Origin of the sequence: Streptococcus suis (assembly GCF_016775005.1) — a bacterium.
GTDB classification, from domain to species: Bacteria; Bacillota; Bacilli; order Lactobacillales; family Streptococcaceae; genus Streptococcus; species Streptococcus suivaginalis.
On the sequence record NZ_JAEUXI010000002.1, the window covers coordinates 146,450 to 162,791 of the forward strand.

Here is a 16,342-nt window from a genome sequence, read left to right on the forward strand (position 1 = left end):
GTGCAAAAGCTATGTTTTTTTATTCTGAGACAGAGTCTAGTGCCTTCTCTGGCTTGCTTTCAGTTGAATCTGTCAGGACTGGAACTGGTTCATCAGCTACTGCCGGTTCGCTAGCTGCCTCTTCGCTTGCCGGTTTAGCAACTGGCTCAGCATCCGATGGTGATGTACTTGATGGGGTAGTCTCACTCTTGGATTCTTGCGCTTGATTGCTTGTTGGCGTGCCACTTTCCTCCCTTGTTTCCTCAGGAGTGAAGCGTTGGGCAGGCGTTGCAATAATCGAAGAAGTGCTTGGCTGAGTTGTTGATTCTGTAGGTTTTGCAGGCTGGGCAGGTGCTGGTTGAGTTGCCGCTAGCAAGGCTTCTGCTGGTGCCAATTCCGTTTGCGGATGGAGCGCAGCTTTTTCCACCCGGTAGAAACCTGAACCGTCTGGTCTTGGGATGCGGAAGGCCGTTTGAGAAACCTTGGTTTTTGGATCGACAACATCTTGTGGATCAAAAATGTATCCATCCTTGGTCGTAAATTTACCAGCCGCCTTGGCAGCTTCAATTTCCTCATAACTGTGGACAATCTGCCAATTCTTCAATCCTTTCCGTTGCTCTTGCGGTGTTACACGTTTGGCCAACTCATCTCTATCACGCTTGTCTAATAGTGCTTGAACCGCAGCCAATTCCTGACTGGAGAGCTCGCTCTTTTTCACTGAACGCAGGCTATCGTCATCTGCACGTGGCAGACTAAATGCATCACGGAAGACAAAACTTCTAGGATCCAATACATCCTCAGCCGCAAAGATATAGCCATCAGCTGTCGCAAATCGCCCTTGGGCACGAGCTGCTCCCACCTCTTCTGCTGTATGGACAATCTGCCAATTTTTCAAACCAGCCCTCTTATCTGGTGCTGTCGCATTGAGAATCGGTGCCAACTGATCTGCGGCTTCATCATGACTATGACCGCTGCTGGTCCAAGCTGCAGGACGAACTTCAGGATGACGCATGAGGTACTTGATTGTCGCAATCTGTTCCTTGTTCAACCAGGTATATGGCAGGACATGGATGTGGTCAATATGCGGAATGACAAAGACTTCCCCAGTATCATAGGTGGCATTTCCACCACGCATTGGCAGTTTATGGATTGGCACAAGCGGAGCTGGTGTCAGATCCCCCTCTTTAGCAGGGCTGACATCAAATAGATAGGATGGATCCTTCTCCATCAGACGCAATTCTGCAAATGAAATCTTCATCAAATCTAATTCCTGACGGGCATAGAAATAAGCCTTGCCATCCACTTCCATCCAATAGCCCACCTGACCTCGATGACTGGCCTTGCGCAAAACTGCCTGGCTATCAAATTCAGGGCGGTTTTCAGGACTCTCTTGTCCCTCAGTCGCTGGAGGAGTTACTGGTTTTGATGGAGCTGCTGTCGAATGACTACCAGCATTGGCCTGGGATTTTTCAGCCAACCATGCTGCAACTTCCTTCAATTCAAATTCTTCTAATTCACCAAAGCCAACATAATGGAAGTGGTCTCCGTGGCTTGCAATCAAGCCATGTTCATCAACAGAGGTAATCGAAGCCTTGCTGAACTGATAACCATCACTAGTGAAGTAGGCTTTGCCATCCAATCCCTTACCATAAACAGTTATCGGACGCCCCTGCCACATACGAGTCTGTTGTTTGGCAGTTCCTGTCGGCTTGGTTTGACTAGTTGGCAAGACTGGACTCGGTGTTGGATTAGAGTGAACCTGATGACTAGTAGCGTGGTGTCTGGTACCACCATTTGCCTGGCCGACACTTGCACCACTTGTGCCAATCATTCGGGCAATCTTTTCTTCCAAGGCAGACATCTGACTGTAAGGAATAAAGTGGAAATGATCTCCGTGGGGCACAACTACACCGGTGGCTGTTTTTTTACTGATAGCTCTTGGATCAAAGACCAAACCATCAGCTTCGACATGACGCTCAGATAAAGGGGTACGGTCCAATTGGGCCAACAAGGAAGCCAAGTCTTGACCTGCTCCAATAGCAGCTACTTCTTGTCTTCTTGCCACAGTTGAGCTAGACTGACTCCCTTGTCCAGATTTCCCTGCCCAAACAGCCTGTGCTGCCTTGAGTTCATCTGGCGACAGATCTTTTTTGGGAATAAAGTGGAAGTGACTGCCATGGGGAACAATATAGCCATCTCCCGTATCTTCGATGACGTCATTTGGATTGAAAACATAGCCATCGTCTGTAGTATAGGGACCTGTCTTTCCTTGACTAGCCGCCCGTCCCTGCTCTGCTTTTTTCCCAGTAATTTCCTGCTGACTAGCAATCTCCTCCTTGGTACGAATGTTATCCCGCTTGCTTGGATCGGTCAAATAGACATAATACTTGCCATCTACCTTGATAACATAACCATTTTTCACTTCGTTAACGATGTGGCTTTGGTCCAAAACATAGGTCGGGTCAAGCATCAACAATTCTTCACTAAAAATAGAATCGAAAGGAACCTTACCATTGTAATAATGGAAGTGGTCTCCGTGCGATGTGACATAGCCTTGATCCGTGATTTTTACAATAATCTGTTCCGCATCAATCCCTTCTTCTGCGGAGACCTGGTCAGGAGTCTTGGTTTCTGTAACCACTGCACCTTCTTGCGACTCTGACTCAACATAGGCGATTTGATGTTGTGTACTTAAGTTTGCTTGGTATTGGCCTAAAAAATAGCCACACAAACCTGCACCAACCGTCGCTGGAAGTACCAACTGAATCCATTTCTTTTTCATACTTTCTCCAATCTACTTTAATTCTTTCGCTAAGGTGTCAAGCACCACTTTTAAATTATCTAAATAGGTAGCTGCATTTTCTGGGTCTGCCTCTAAGGGATCCAAGACCTTCAGCTCTACACCTGTTTCTTTAGCAAGGGTTTGCGCCATCTTATCGGACACCCCTTTTTCTACAAAAATGGTCCTCACCTGATAATCTTCTACAAACTCTTTGATTTCTGCTAGCCGTTTGGGGCTAGGCTCTTCTTCAGAAACCCCTGCAATTCCCAGCTGTGTTAAGCCAAAACGATGAGCCAGGTAAGAAAAAGCCGTATGCTGAGTAACAAAGGTCTTGGAAGAAACTTTCTCAAAGATTGGCTTATAGGTCTGATAGAGTTGTTCTGCTTCCTTGGCAAATGCTTCTGCATTCTCATAGTATTCCTGAGCATGGTCTGGATCTTGCTCACCTAGGAGCTTGGCGATTTCTCTAGCTTCGTCAGCAACTAAGAGAGGATCTAACCAGGTATGAGGGTCATAGAGACTGGCCGGATCCTGTCCTTCCGCCACTTCTACCTCTTCCAAACCAGGAACTCGCATCAACTCTAGCTTGGTCGATGCTTCTAAAACCTCCACTGAAGACCCTTGTAAATTGGGGTCTAAACGCTTAGCCCAGGATTCTAAAACTCCTGAGTGATAAATAAAGACATCTGCATCATAAATCGCACGAACATCGCCAGCAGACGGCTCATAGGAATGAATACCCGACCGCGAACCGATCATTCGCACCTGATTACGCTGGCCTGAAACAGATTTGACCATTGAATAAATCGGGTAAAAACTTGTGACAATGGTCAATCCCTCCTTCTCTTCCGGCATGGGCTGAAGCTGGCAAGCCGCCAACAAACAGGTCAAAGCCAAACAGAGAAAGCTAAACAATTTCTTTTTCATAGTTCCTCCTTTAAATGATTAACTAGTTAAGTTTATACCACAAAATAATTAACCAGTCAAGTTTATCGTGAAAAAAATAGCAAAAAAGTACAAAAAAAGAAACCAGTCGAAACCGGCTTCCTAATTTATTATTTTACAGTTGCAGTGCTTGTGATCACTTCTACGGCTTTCTTCACAGCGATGTCGTGTTTAAGCATTTCTGGTGAAAGCAAGCTACGAACTTGTGCCACTTCCATCTTGTAAGTTGCTGCCAAGTCTTCGATTTCTTTGTTGATTTCTTCTTCAGTTGCTTCGAAACCTTCTGCTTTAGCTACTGCTTCAACAACCAAGTTTGTCTTAGTGCGTTTTTCAGCGTCTGCTTCGTATTGTTTATGAAGGTCTTCACGAGTTGTACCAGTGATTTGGAAGTACATATCTGGTGAGATACCTTGTTGTTGCATACCACCCAAGAATTCATTGATTGCACGGTGAACTTCTTCGTGGATCATTTCTTCTGGCAATTCAACGATTTCAGCGTTTTCTACAGCCAATTCAAGAGCTGCTGATTCAACTGCATCGTCAAAGGCAACTTCTTTTGCTGCTTCCAATTCTTTACGGTACTTAGCTTTCAACTCATCAAGTGTTTCCACTTCTTCGTCGATGTCTTTTGCCAATTCGTCATCCAAAGCTGGAACTTCTTTTGCTTTTACTTCGTGGATTTTTGTCACGAAGAGGGCTGGTTTACCAGCAAGGTCAGCTGCTTGATAGTCTTCTGGGAAAGTCACTTCAACGTTTACTTCTTCACCAGCTGCGTGGCCTACCAATTGTGCTTCAAAACCTGGGATGAATTGACCTGAACCAAGTCCAAGTGAGAAGTTCTCACCTTTACCACCGTCAAATTCAACGCCGTCGATTGAACCTACAAAGTCGATCACAACTGTGTCGCCTTCAGCTGCTGGACCTTCTTTGATAACCAATTCAGCCAAGTTGTTGCGTGCAGCTTCGATTTTTGCATCTACTTCTTCGTCAGATACTTCTTTAGTCGCTTCTACTGAAACTGCCAAGTTTTTGTAGTCACCCAATTTTACTTCAGGTTTTGTCACAACTTCAGCAGTGATTGTCCAGTCTTGACCTTTTTCCATAGATACAACGTCGATTTTTGGTTGTGCAACGACTTCAAGACCAGCTTCAGCAACTGCTGCTTCATAAGCTGCTGGTAAAAGAGCGTTTACTACATCTTGGTAAAGTGCTTCTTCACCAAATTTTTGGTTGAAAACGGCACGTGGCAAGTGACCTTTACGGAAACCTGGAAGATTGATATCTTTCTTAACTTTGTTGAAAACGCGGTCCAATTCTGGTTTGATTGCATCTTGACCGATTGTGAAAGTCAAAACGCCGCGGTTTGTTTCTTTTGCTTCAAATGATACAGACATTCTGTCATTCTCCTTAAAATTTTATTGCATACTCTTCATTATACCACAAATGACAAGGATTTCAACGATTTTATAATGGACTTTAGGGAAATGGCAGAGCTGAAAGCTAATCTTCTAATCTGGTTGCTGTCCGTCGTGGGCCAGCAACTTGCAGTCTGTCAAGCTCATTTCGGAAAAGACGGCTTCAAAAGAAGAATCTTCTGGCGAGCAGGCATAGATTCCAAAATGGATTTTTCCACCGCCTTCATGTAAGTGGCAAATCCGCATCTGCTCAAAATGGATACCGTCTTTAGAGTTTTCAATGCAAAAATCACTGCCCCGTCGGCTCAAACGGTAATAGATAGACTTGACAGAAGCTGGTATTTCCTGAGTTGCCCAGTCTGAAAAGCCGTGATTGGTCACGACACTGCCCAAGTGCTGAAACTCCTCATTTTCATACTCAATCGAGCCCTTGATCCAGTTTTCCGAGTCCTGATAGACCACGACACCACACTGGTCAAAGCGGGTATGACTATTGGAAAAATCTGTCTTAACCGTAAAGGAGAAATACTCTTCCGCCGTATCCATCAAGAGCAGGGGAGCATTGTCATTGACAAAATGGTAATAGGTCTTCTGCCACAAGTCCGTGTGAGCTTGGGTTGTGATTCTGATTTCCTTATCTGAGATCTGGTAGTTTTCTGGCTCTCGTACCCAGTAAAAATTCTTGGTGTTCATTTGCTTTCCTTTCATCTTAGACTGTCTAACCAGTCACCGATTGCTGCTTCTGCCTGTCTTGCCAAGCTTTCCTGCTCTGCATTGACCACTTGGGACATATCCGTCGTCGCCCCTGTCAAGCCTTCGGGATTGTTGGACTCGATGAAACTGTGGACGGCTTCTGGATAGTCGATGACATCCACAGTGCGACCTGCTTTTTTCATGTCTTCCATAAAGGGCTTGGCCTTTTGGGAAATGGGGTCCTGACCTGCCAAGACAAAAAGCGTTGGCGGGAAATCCTCTCCTTGATTTGCCACAGAAAGCCCGGTCGTCCAAGGATAAGCCATGATCAAGCCTGCCAAGTCAAACCAATCCTTGACCAATAATTCGCTGGCAAGGGCTGCATAGTTAGCACCTGCCGAATAGCCGATAATGGAAAACTGTGTCGAATCCACTCCGTAAGCAGCCTTTTCCTTGACAAAATACAAGACCGTGTCCTTGATTTCCTCTGCTCCGTAAGAAATGGGCTGCACATCTGCCTTGGTATAATTGACCGTTACAATGACCGCCTGCCACTGATCCGCCAGTCGCTGACTTTGGGTGTCCAAGACATCTGCATCTCCTCCGACAAAGCCACCACCGTGGACATTGACCACCAAGGGAAGCGGAGTTTGGCTTGCCTCACTTGGACGGTAAAGATTGACACGAACAGACTCTTTTTCAGGTCGGTCAATCACCAACCGCTCTCCTATTAGCTGACTGTCAGGCTTCACCAAGACTGCTCGGTGGACTTGATTGCTTGCACGATAGGACTGCAAGAAAACAGTGAAACCGACCAACAAGAGTAGACTAAGCACTATCCAGAAGGACAAGAGGACAAACTGGATTTTCCATTTTTTAGGTAATTCTCTAAACTTCATCTTATCCCACCATTACCTGTATCAAGGACCCCAGGGTCAGCCAAAAATAGAGTAAGAATAACAGGGGTAAAATCACCGCTGCAATTCGTAAGCCAATCATCCATTTACGCCATTTGGGTGGCAGGTCGTGTAAACTTGTTATTTTCATTCTTTTGTTCGATCTTCTAAAAAAGTCATCATACGGTCAAAGGCTTCTGCAGAAACAGGGTCATTTCGTAAATTCGAAACAAAGCCATGCGGTTTTTCCAACCCTTTTTCTGCTAAGGGATCGACCAACTCATGAACAACATCCGCCTGTTTCAAGGCCTGTTGAAGCGTGATTAGGTCGGTACGGTATTCACTGCCCAAAAGGAAACTTGCTGGATAGTCCTTGGTCACATGGAGAATCGGATTGTAAGAGTTGATTTCCTCTTCACTGAGATAAATGGTCCCCGCCACATAGTTCCCCACCAGCATCTTGGCACCCAGAGAAAGCTTGGGATAATCCAAAGGGGCATCATCAATAACTAAGGCTTTGACCTGTTCTTTTGCGATACTTGGCTCCATGTCCAATAGCTGAGCGTAGTCCTGATTGGCCAAGACACTGCCATATTGGGCAACCATGATAGCACCTGCAGAGGACCCCATCAGAATGACATCGTCCATATTCAGATGATATTCTTCTGCGTGTTCCTTTATATAAGCGATAGCCTGATTCATCTGAATGAGGGGCGTTGGAAAGTGGAAATCTGGCACCAAAGCGTAGTCCACATTTACAAGATTATAGCCCTTTGAAACCATATCATCAAGCAAATAAGTCGCTTCACTGGCTGCCAGCGGGTCGCCCATATTTTTACTACCTGCAAAGAAGCCACCACCATGAAAATAAAAAAGCGTTGGACGGTCAGCTTCTAGATTTTGGTCTGGATAGATAATATCTAAAAAGCTATTGGGATATTCCTTGCTATAGGCAATCTCACTTTTCAGATAGTGACCATTTTCTTTCGTACCGTCAATAGCTTCATAAAGAGGGCTGTAGGAGTTGGGCGAACTGGACTTGTAAATCATCTTTTGAATAGCACCTACTACTAACTGTGGATGATTGGTAACGGAAATATAGGCAACCAGGCCTAAGCCTGCTACAATTCCAAGCAACCACAAAAGATAGGTTTTCATCTTCTTCATACACAATTCCTTTCTTTTTCACAATAGACTTGTGAAAAAACTAGGAGTATTATACAATGAAAAAAAGAGTGAGACAAGTGTCTCACAATAAATAAGACAGAAAGCAGAATATGTCTCATGAAAGAACATTATGTAGAAAACCAGCTGAGCCAGACCTTGATTCAACTTTTACAAGAAAAAGATCTCCAAAACCTGACGGTCAAGGAGGTTTGCTTGAAAGCCCAAATCGGACGAGCATCCTTTTATCGTTACTATTCTTCACTAGAAGATGTTCTCTCCCAGCAATCCCGCCGACTCATGCAGGAGTGGGGACGAGAGTTTGAAGCCAACCCGCAGTCCACACCTGATAGGGTCTTTCAAAGCCTCTTTCAGCATTTTCAAGAACACAAGGAATTTTACAACATCCTCTACCGCTACCAGCTAACACAGGTCATCGTGGATACCATAAAGGAAAAGATTGAATTAACAGCTGACCTTCCAAATGACATTGCCTACGGCAAATCCTTTTTCGCCTATGCCATTTTCGGCTGGATCAATGAGTGGATCTCACGCGGTCTGCCAGAAAATCCCACCCAACTCAATCAACTCTTTCAAGAGCAAGCTGGGGTGATTTTGGGGACTTTGCAGGCCTTGTATCGTCAAGAGTAGCGGGTACTATTCCTCCAAAAAGGCTATCAAGGCTGTTGAAAAGGCCTCTGCATTTTGGAAGATAGATCCGTGACCCGCATTTGGATAGATGATCAGTTGGCTGTTTTTGATTTTCTCATGCATAATATAAGAGTTCTCAGTCGGAACTTGCATATCCTTGTCACCGTTGACGATCAGCGTTGGTTGCGTGATAAAGGTCATATCGTCCTGAGGATCTCTACCCCAGCGTTTGATGGCCTTCAGCTGGGTTAAAAATCCTGGGACATTCATGTCCTTGTCTGCATACTCGGCTTTTCTTTCTCCCATACGACCCAAAACTTTTTCAGCTTCCAAGCGACCTGCTTCATCGTGATTATAGAAAATGTAGCGTTTTGGATCCACACGCTCCAGACCAGCCTTCAGCATATAGCGGAAGGTTTTTCCTGTCACCTTATCCACTTCATCACCGCCACGAGGACCTGTTCCTGCTAGAATCAAGCGGTTAACCATTTGGCTATCCAGACGAACGATTTCTTGGGCAATAAAACCACCCATAGAAAGACCGAGCAGGTTAATTTTCGTATGCCCCAAAGCCTTGATAATAGCATGAGCCTGCTCTGCCATTCCTGGAATAGTAGGAGCTACCTTGCCTTGACTGGCTCCGACGCCAGGCAAATCAAGAACAATGACATGCTCTTTTTCAGCCAGTAAATCCAGCAATTTTGGATCCCAGTTGTCCAAGGTTGCGGCCAAATGGACCAACAAGACCAGGGGCAGTTTAGACTGGCCCTTGCCTAGTTCACGGTAAGCAATCTGATTGCCTGCGACAGTAATGTATTGATTTCTGGTTGTGATATAAGACATAAGTACTCCTACTATTTAAAACTGAGGACAGTTTTTCCACGTGAGCGACCGTTTGCGACCTTGTCCAAGGCTGCGTTGACTTCTTCAAATGGGTAAACAGTGTCGACAGACGGTTTGATTTCTAGTTTGCTGAAAATGTCTGCTACTTCTTGTAACTGTTGACCATTGCTTTCTACGAAGATGAAATGGTAGTGTACGCCGTAGCTTGCCGCCATTTTATCAAACTTGCGACCGACCAAACCAAGCAGGATTTGTTTCCATTTCGGCAGGTTCATGCGTTTGGCAAATTCACCGTTTGGCATGGCACGGAGGGAAACCAGGTGACCACCTTTTTTCATGATCGACATTTGTTTTTCGGTTTCTGCACCGCCAAGTGTGTCCAGGACATAGTCGATTTGGGAGAGGGTTTTGGTGTAATCTTCTGTCTTGTAGTCGATAAACTGGTCAGCACCCAGCGCCAATACCCGCTCTGCATTTGCCTCATCACCGTTGGTAATGACCGTCAAGCCCTTGGCTTTAGCAATGGGAATGGCCATCCCGCCGACACCACCAGTACCACCTGAGATGAAAATGGTCTTGCCAGCTTCTGCACCCATGAGGTCCAATGCCTGCATAATGGTCAGGGCAGTCAGAGGAACAGCTGCCGCTTCCACATCTGTCAGATAGGCAGGAACTTTGGCAAGGGCTATAGCCTCAACTGCTACATACTCGGCAAAGGCACCGATATTGTCGAGGGGAAGACGACCAAAGACACGGTCACCAACTGCAAAATTAGTCACGCTTGAGCCGACTTCTTCGACCAAGCCAACGACCTCATTGCCTGCTGTTTGTGGCAATTTGTAAGGCACAATCATCTTGACATCTCCACGAGAAATCATGTTGTCCAGAGGATTGACACCTGCTGCGGTCACTTTGACAAGGACTTGGTCTGCCTTGATATTCGGTTTAGCAATGTCAGTTAGGTTAAGTACGATATTGTTTTTGTTATAAGATGTATGTTGTGCTGCTTTCATGGTTTACTCCTTTTTTAAACGACTTGTATTTGATACAAGTCTAAGTTGGACGAAATAGAAACTGACTTGTGAAAGTCAGTTGGTTTTTTTTGCCTCTTGATACAAGTTGGCAATGACCTGGCCCAAGCTTTCTTGGGATAATCTATCCTGTAAATCCTGCTCAATGGTCGCAAAGATTGGCTGGACAGCTCCTGCAATGTGCCGACCAACTGGGCAGGCTTGATTGGCGTGTTGGTGCTGTTGAAAGAGCTGGATATGCGTGACTTCCTGGGTAGCATAGTAGATGTCCAGGAGACTGATGTCCGCCGGATCCTTGCTCAACTCATAGCCAGCCTTGCCCTGCTGGGACTGGATGATGCCTGCATTCTTCAAGAGAGCGATGACCTTGCGGATATAACTAGCATTGGTACCGACGCTGGTTGCCAAGGCCTGCGACGTCATGACGTCACTACTCTCGCTAATCATGGTCAAAATATGCAAAGCTACTGAAAATTTGGTATCCATGGAAATCCTCCCTTTGAACTTGTATCAACCACAAGAACAAGTTTAGCATAAAGAAATCTACTTGGCAAGGATTTTGTATTCAAAAAAATCACAACCGCTTGGTTGTGACTAATTTTTCCGTATCTGATCTTCCTGATAGGCCGCACGTGCTCCGCCGATCAGCTTGGGACGGCTGGCAAGGGCGGTGACATGGGCCTGGCCGATCTCACGCAAGCTCGGTCTAATTGGCACTTGGACGTGCTTGATGTGCATACCAATCGCTGTATCACCGATGTCCACACCTGCCTGAGCTGTGATAAATTCCACTTCGACCGGGTCTTTCATATACTTGAAGGCCGCCAATTGACCAGAGCCTCCTGCATGAAGGGTGGGGAGGACATTGACTATTTCCAAATCTTTCTGGATAGCCAATTCCCGCTCCACTACCAAGGCACGATTGAGGTGCTCACAGCCTTGGACAGCTAGGTAAATGCCCTTTGATCTCAAAATATCCAGAATGGTTTCGACAACGGCTTCTCCAACTTCCAGACTGGAATTTTTGCCAATATGCCCACCAATGACCTCACTAGAAGACAAACCTAGCACAAAAATCTGACCCTTTTGAAGATTGCTGAGTTCTAAAATCTCTTCGACAGCTTGCTTAGTTTGGTCTTTAATTTCCTTTAATGACATGATTTACTGCACCAATTCTTTCTATTGCCTGAGCCAAGATGTAACCAACTACCAAACCAACTGTGTTTTGCAGAGTATTACTCATCAGACTTGTAACAGCGTCAGCTACATTATACATGAAACTAGATGCCACAAAGTAGCCACCAATCATGGAAAGACTGGCAAGAACAACTCCAATCAAACGTTTCTTACCCGTCCATCCTGCAAAATAACCCTGAGCACCGTGGAAAAGCAAGCTAAAGAAAGCCCACTGGGGATAGCCCAACAAAAAATCAATTAGAAGCCCTGACAGTCCGCCAACAATGGCTCCTTCTTTCTTACCCAAGTAAAAGGCTGTAAAGAAAACTCCAACGTCCAAGAGTGTTACAAAGCCGGATAGGGTCGGCATGTGGATATGCGCCAAGACCAAGGTCAATGCTGTTAGAATGGCTAACAATACTAGTTCTTGCGTCTTTTTATTTCTCATACTGAATTACCCCATATTGATCTGATTTTAAGATGGCTGCATGGACAAAGTCCTTGGATAATTTGACTGCTTCCAAAGAGTCCTGTCCTAGCAAAAGCTGACTGGCAATGCTGGACGCAAAGGTACAGCCTGCACCCACATTGTTTTCTGAAAGCAGAGGAGACTTGAGCACCACCACTTCCTGCCCGTCATAGTACACATCGACAGCCTGTGAACCTCCCAAGCGATTGCCCCCCTTGATAACCACCGACTTGGCCCCCAAGTCATAAAGTGCCACCGCCGCCTGCTCCATCTCTTCCACCGTTTGGATGTCTTTTTGGAGCAATAGCTGAGCTTCTGCCAGATTTGGCGTGATGATGCAGATATAGGGAAGGAATTTCAAGAGTTCATCCCTCAGTTGGCTGACCTCGGTATCATGCGTTTCCTTACAGACCAAGACCGGATCCAAAACCACTGGAATATCCTGATGAGACTTGATAAAATCCAAGGCCTGCTCTGCTATTTCCACCGTCGGAAGCAAACCAATCTTAATAGCTGAAAAGGGCACATCCTTCAAACTAGCCAACTGCTGGGCAAACACCGCTGCATCTGTCGGAATAACCTCAAAACCTTTTTCCGTCATAGCTGTCAAGCAGGTCACCGCCACAAAACCATGCAGGCCATGGACTGTGTAAGTTGTCAGGTCTGCATGGAGGCCGCCACCGCTGAAAATATCATTGCCTGAAAGCGCCAAAATATACTTAGTCTTCATAGATAATCTCCTTTAGATAGAGGCCGTTGCCTGCCGCAGTTGGACCTGCCAATCCACGATCTTTTTCTGCCAAAATCCGCTTAATCTGCCCCACAGGCATCCGACCATTACCAATTTTCAAGAGGGTCCCGACCATATTTCGCACCTGCTTGTACAAAAAGCCGTTACCTGAAAAGGTAAAAATCAAGAACTGGCGCCGCTGGTCATACTCCATTGTCGCCGCCGTGATGGTCCGCACCTTATCCTCGACTGAAGTCCCCGATGCTGTAAAGCCTGTGAAGTCATGGGTCCCCACTAGGTCCTGAATAGCTTCTTCTATCAGACTCAAATCCAAATCATAGGGATAGAAAGTCGCATAGTGCCGCATCATAGGATTCTTGGGTCGGCCAATGTCCACTAGAAATTCATAGGTCTTGCTGTGCTTGGCATAGCGGCAATGAAAATCATCCGCCACCTGCTCCACTTTAACTACATCAATATCTTCAGGTGTTTGGGTATCCAGGGCAAAGCGGAGCTTCTCAACATCTCGACTGCCAGCCAAGTCAAAGTGTATAACCTGACCGTAGGCGTGTACTCCAGCATCTGTCCGACCTGCACCATGAACAGTTACTGGCTGACCACTATTGAGTCTTACTAACGTTTTTTCGATTTCTTCCTGAACTGTACGAGCATGGGGCTGGCGCTGAAAACCAGAAAAATCATGTCCGTCGTAGGAAATAATTGCTTTATATCGTGTCATGGTCTGATTGTAGCATAAGCAAACTTGCAAATACAAGCCTAGAAAGCACAAACTGTCCTAGCACAGTTTTTCAACCGCCGACAATTGACAGTTTTTCTAAAAAGGGCTATAATGTGAAAGAAACTAATTAGAACTATTCTAATACATACCGATTTCCCCATCTAGCAAGAGTACAGACTCCTCAGATGGAATGGTGATGTCCCACTACCGACTAAGAAAGGAGGCAGGAATGGAACTACATTCTCACTTAAACTCGGAGAATCAAACAAGCTTTGACCATGTGATCCAGCATTTGAAAGAAAAAGGCATTCGGATTACCGAAACAAGAAAAGCTGTCGTTGCCTATCTAATCGAAAGCGACGACCACCCAAGTGCCGAAATGATTTACAAGGACCTCCTGCCCAACTACCCTAATATGAGTTTGGCAACGGTTTACAATAACCTCAAGGTTCTCTTGGAAGAAGGCTTTATCACCGAACTTAAACGAGCAAATGACACGACGACCTACTATGACTTTATGGGGCATGAACACCTCAATGTTATTTGTGAAAAATGCGGAAAAATCACCGATTTCATGGACGTGGAAATTCCAAGTCTCAAGCGCGAAGCCCATGAACAAACTGGCTATAAGATTACCAAAGAAGTCCTGTCCATTTACGGTGTCTGTCCCGAATGCCAACTGAATAGCTAGAAAGCGACTTTGTCGCTTTTTTTATTTTTCCTTTGAATTGTCAGAATAATATTATTTAGAATTATTCTAAAAAGACTTGACATTCTTTTTAGAACTGTTATAATTAAATCGATTAAATGATAATAATTCTAAATAAGGAAAAATAAACTATGACACTCGTAACCAACCTCAAACAACACAGCCACATCTTCACGACATCTGTCTGCCTAATATTTATCCTAGTAGGTGTCCTCCTGCTTCAGACTGGACAGGGATGGGCACCCATCCTCTTCATTTCAGCCTTTGTCATCGGTGGCTACCAGTCTGCCAAGGAAGGTCTGACTGAGCTGATTTTCGAAAAGCACCTGTCTGTTGACCTTCTCATGATCTTGGCTGCTATCGGATCTGGTCTAATTGGCTACTGGATGGAAGGGGCCCTGCTCATCTTCATCTTCTCCCTTTCTTCTACTCTGGAAGAATTGGCTATGGAGAAAAGCAAGAATGCTATCGCCGCTTTGATGAATATGACACCTCCAACAGCTCGTAAAATCGAGGAAAATGGTGATATCACTGTTTTGGATACGGCTGATATTCGCATCGGTGACCTATTGCAAGTCCGCAAGGGTGATACGGTCCCTCTGGATGCCTCCCTCATCAGCCCACAATCCATCTTTGACGAGTCCATGATTACTGGCGAGCCGCTCCCTGCGGAGAAAATGGCTGGTGCGGCGGTTATCGGTGGTACTATCAACCAAGGTCCAACGGTGACCGTTCAAGTTACAGCTGAAAAAGGCGACGCCCTCTTCGATAAAATCGTCCAAATGGTTGAAAATGCCCAAGAATCCAAATCAAAAACAGCGACTTTTATTGAAAACATGGAAGATACCTATGTCAAGGTTGTTTTGGTGGTGGTGCCTCTCTTTATCCTCTTTGCTCATTTTGCTCTGGGTTGGGACTGGTTGACTGCCTTCTACCGTGGCATGATTCTCTTGACCATTGCTTCTCCATGTGCGCTTGTGGCTTCTTCTTCACCGGCGACACTTTCTGCCATCAGCCGTGCGGCACGCAAGGGCATGATTATCAAAGGAGGCGACATTGCGGATAAGATCGCCAATTTAGAGGCCATCGTCTTTGACAAGACCGGTACCCTGACGATTGGTAAACCTGAGGTTGTAGGGACAACCTATCTTGGCGATGAAAAACTTATCAAGCAGGTTGTTCAGGCAGTTGAAAAACAATCAAGCCACCCAATCGCTCAAGCTCTCATGACTTATACAGCTGATAGCTCTGCTATTGCCCTCCAAAGCTTAGAAGACGTGACCGGAAAAGGCTTGGTGGCGGGCTATGAGGGCGACAGCTGGAAAATCGGTAAGGCGGGCTTTGTGGTGGATAGTTTGGTGAGTCCCTTGTCTGCTGACTTGCTGGCACAGATCGATGAGGCAGAGAGCACTGGGAAAACCCTGGTCTATGTCAGCCAAAATGATCTGCTAGTGGCGATTTTCATGGTGGAAGACAGTTTGAAGCCAGAGAGTAAGCAGCTGATTGCCCAGTTGAAAGAGATGGGGGTGACGCCAATTCTCCTGACGGGCGACCAAGAAAAGACGGCTCGTTATGTGGCGAGTCAGGTCGGTATTGACCGTGTGATTGCCAACTGTCTGCCGACGGACAAGGCTGCTGTTATCCAAGAACTGCAAACCGAGTTTGCGTCTGTCGGTATGGTAGGCGACGGTATCAACGATGCTCCTGCCCTTGCTCAAGCCCATGTCAGCTACGCTATGGGAAGCGGAACGGACATCGCTATGGAGTCTGCCGACATCGTGCTCATGGAAGACCTGACACGAATTCCTTACTCCATTCGCCTGTCGAAAAAAATGCGGGGCATCATCAAACAAAATATCATCTTTGCCCTGTCTGTCATTGCCCTCCTCATCATCTCTAACCTCTTCCAGTCTATCAACCTCCCACTCGGTGTGGTGGGCCACGAAGGATCTACTATTTTGGTGATTTTGAATGGGTTGAGACTCTTGTATTTTAAATAGCATCAGACCGCCAGTTGCTTGGCGGTTTTGCTTTTATTTTTTTAAAAAAAACGCTTGCATTTCAAAAATTATTGTTTTATAATAATTTTGTGGATAATATTATCATAAAACAATAATAAT

The 16,342-nt window shown here is 45.7% G+C and carries 16 protein-coding genes; 3 read left to right on the plus strand and 13 right to left on the minus strand.

What is annotated here, in order from left to right:
- Positions 1 to 19 precede the first annotated feature (19 nt).
- The 6 genes from JNG37_RS02855 to JNG37_RS02880 all read right to left on the minus strand — a co-directional run bounded on the left by JNG37_RS02855 (position 20) and on the right by JNG37_RS02880 (position 7,877).
- A complete protein-coding gene (locus JNG37_RS02855) occupies positions 20 to 2,761 on the minus strand; it encodes a pneumococcal-type histidine triad protein (protein ID WP_158455791.1) in 2,742 nt (913 codons plus the stop codon).
- A 12-nt stretch (positions 2,762 to 2,773) separates the two neighbouring features.
- Entirely contained in the window at positions 2,774 to 3,688 is a 915-nt protein-coding gene (locus JNG37_RS02860; RefSeq protein WP_158455793.1) for a metal ABC transporter solute-binding protein, Zn/Mn family, read from the minus strand.
- Positions 3,689 to 3,816: 128 nt separating this feature from the next.
- Positions 3,817 to 5,100 (minus strand): trigger factor, encoded by a 1,284-nt coding sequence (gene tig / locus JNG37_RS02865; protein WP_105148114.1) that lies wholly within the window; start codon positions 5,098 to 5,100, stop codon positions 3,817 to 3,819.
- A 114-nt stretch (positions 5,101 to 5,214) separates the two neighbouring features.
- Entirely contained in the window at positions 5,215 to 5,814 is a 600-nt protein-coding gene (locus tag JNG37_RS02870) for a DUF1349 domain-containing protein (protein WP_158456086.1), read from the minus strand.
- Positions 5,815 to 5,825: 11 nt separating this feature from the next.
- Positions 5,826 to 6,713, minus strand: coding sequence for an alpha/beta hydrolase (locus JNG37_RS02875; RefSeq protein WP_158455795.1), 888 nt, complete (start codon positions 6,711 to 6,713; stop codon positions 5,826 to 5,828).
- Positions 6,714 to 6,857: 144 nt separating this feature from the next.
- A complete protein-coding gene (locus tag JNG37_RS02880; protein ID WP_158455797.1) occupies positions 6,858 to 7,877 on the minus strand; it encodes an alpha/beta hydrolase in 1,020 nt (339 codons plus the stop codon).
- 117 nt (positions 7,878 to 7,994) lie between these two features.
- Between JNG37_RS02880 and JNG37_RS02885 the strand changes: the two genes are divergently transcribed.
- Entirely contained in the window at positions 7,995 to 8,525 is a 531-nt protein-coding gene (locus JNG37_RS02885; RefSeq protein WP_158455799.1) for a TetR/AcrR family transcriptional regulator, read from the plus strand.
- Positions 8,526 to 8,531: 6 nt separating this feature from the next.
- Here JNG37_RS02885 and JNG37_RS02890 read toward each other — a convergent pair whose 3' ends face one another.
- From JNG37_RS02890 to truA, 7 genes are all read right to left on the minus strand, one after another.
- The gene (locus tag JNG37_RS02890; protein WP_158455801.1) at positions 8,532 to 9,368 is read right to left on the minus strand and encodes an alpha/beta fold hydrolase; all 837 of its coding nucleotides are present in this window, start codon (positions 9,366 to 9,368) and stop codon (positions 8,532 to 8,534) included.
- Between the two features lie 11 nt (positions 9,369 to 9,379).
- Positions 9,380 to 10,381, minus strand: a complete 1,002-nt coding sequence (locus tag JNG37_RS02895) for an NADP-dependent oxidoreductase (RefSeq protein ID WP_158455803.1) — start codon at positions 10,379 to 10,381, stop codon at positions 9,380 to 9,382.
- A gap of 75 nt (positions 10,382 to 10,456) precedes the next feature.
- Positions 10,457 to 10,885, minus strand: a complete 429-nt coding sequence (locus JNG37_RS02900; protein WP_158455805.1) for an Rrf2 family transcriptional regulator — start codon at positions 10,883 to 10,885, stop codon at positions 10,457 to 10,459.
- 108 nt (positions 10,886 to 10,993) lie between these two features.
- Positions 10,994 to 11,557, minus strand: a complete 564-nt coding sequence (locus tag JNG37_RS02905; protein ID WP_158455807.1) for a TIGR01440 family protein — start codon at positions 11,555 to 11,557, stop codon at positions 10,994 to 10,996.
- Complete coding sequence (locus JNG37_RS02910; protein ID WP_158455809.1) at positions 11,538 to 12,023, minus strand: ECF transporter S component; 486 nt, start codon at positions 12,021 to 12,023, stop codon at positions 11,538 to 11,540. Before JNG37_RS02910 ends, JNG37_RS02905 begins: the two co-directional genes overlap by 20 nt.
- On the minus strand, positions 12,013 to 12,774 hold the full coding sequence (locus tag JNG37_RS02915; RefSeq protein WP_158455811.1) for a bifunctional hydroxymethylpyrimidine kinase/phosphomethylpyrimidine kinase: 762 nt from the start codon (positions 12,772 to 12,774) through the stop codon (positions 12,013 to 12,015). Before JNG37_RS02915 ends, JNG37_RS02910 begins: the two co-directional genes overlap by 11 nt.
- Positions 12,764 to 13,513: a tRNA pseudouridine(38-40) synthase TruA gene (truA, locus tag JNG37_RS02920; RefSeq protein ID WP_044774293.1), complete on the minus strand. Its 750-nt coding sequence runs from the start codon at positions 13,511 to 13,513 to the stop codon at positions 12,764 to 12,766. The genes JNG37_RS02915 and truA overlap by 11 nt, the downstream gene beginning before the upstream one ends.
- Positions 13,514 to 13,742: 229 nt before the next feature.
- Between truA and JNG37_RS02925 the strand changes: the two genes are divergently transcribed.
- Together JNG37_RS02925 and JNG37_RS02930 are read left to right on the plus strand one after the other, a co-directional pair.
- A complete protein-coding gene (locus tag JNG37_RS02925) occupies positions 13,743 to 14,204 on the plus strand; it encodes a Fur family transcriptional regulator (RefSeq protein ID WP_158455813.1) in 462 nt (153 codons plus the stop codon).
- 149 nt (positions 14,205 to 14,353) lie between these two features.
- Entirely contained in the window at positions 14,354 to 16,222 is a 1,869-nt protein-coding gene (locus JNG37_RS02930; protein WP_158455815.1) for a heavy metal translocating P-type ATPase, read from the plus strand.
- Positions 16,223 to 16,342: the final 120 nt, after the last annotated feature.

Coding starts and splice junctions, on each gene's coding strand:
- JNG37_RS02855 (WP_158455791.1), bottom strand. CDS start 2,761: ATGAAAAAGAAATGGATTCAGTTGGTACTTCCAGCGACGGTTGGTGCA.
- JNG37_RS02860 (WP_158455793.1), bottom strand. CDS start 3,688: ATGAAAAAGAAATTGTTTAGCTTTCTCTGTTTGGCTTTGACCTGTTTG.
- tig (WP_105148114.1), bottom strand. CDS start 5,100: ATGTCTGTATCATTTGAAGCAAAAGAAACAAACCGCGGCGTTTTGACT.
- JNG37_RS02870 (WP_158456086.1), bottom strand. CDS start 5,814: ATGAACACCAAGAATTTTTACTGGGTACGAGAGCCAGAAAACTACCAG.
- JNG37_RS02875 (WP_158455795.1), bottom strand. CDS start 6,713: ATGAAGTTTAGAGAATTACCTAAAAAATGGAAAATCCAGTTTGTCCTC.
- JNG37_RS02880 (WP_158455797.1), bottom strand. CDS start 7,877: ATGAAGAAGATGAAAACCTATCTTTTGTGGTTGCTTGGAATTGTAGCA.
- JNG37_RS02885 (WP_158455799.1), top strand. CDS start 7,995: ATGAAAGAACATTATGTAGAAAACCAGCTGAGCCAGACCTTGATTCAA.
- JNG37_RS02890 (WP_158455801.1), bottom strand. CDS start 9,368: ATGTCTTATATCACAACCAGAAATCAATACATTACTGTCGCAGGCAAT.
- JNG37_RS02895 (WP_158455803.1), bottom strand. CDS start 10,381: ATGAAAGCAGCACAACATACATCTTATAACAAAAACAATATCGTACTT.
- JNG37_RS02900 (WP_158455805.1), bottom strand. CDS start 10,885: ATGGATACCAAATTTTCAGTAGCTTTGCATATTTTGACCATGATTAGC.
- JNG37_RS02905 (WP_158455807.1), bottom strand. CDS start 11,557: ATGTCATTAAAGGAAATTAAAGACCAAACTAAGCAAGCTGTCGAAGAG.
- JNG37_RS02910 (WP_158455809.1), bottom strand. CDS start 12,023: ATGAGAAATAAAAAGACGCAAGAACTAGTATTGTTAGCCATTCTAACA.
- JNG37_RS02915 (WP_158455811.1), bottom strand. CDS start 12,774: ATGAAGACTAAGTATATTTTGGCGCTTTCAGGCAATGATATTTTCAGC.
- truA (WP_044774293.1), bottom strand. CDS start 13,513: ATGACACGATATAAAGCAATTATTTCCTACGACGGACATGATTTTTCT.
- JNG37_RS02925 (WP_158455813.1), top strand. CDS start 13,743: ATGGAACTACATTCTCACTTAAACTCGGAGAATCAAACAAGCTTTGAC.
- JNG37_RS02930 (WP_158455815.1), top strand. CDS start 14,354: ATGACACTCGTAACCAACCTCAAACAACACAGCCACATCTTCACGACA.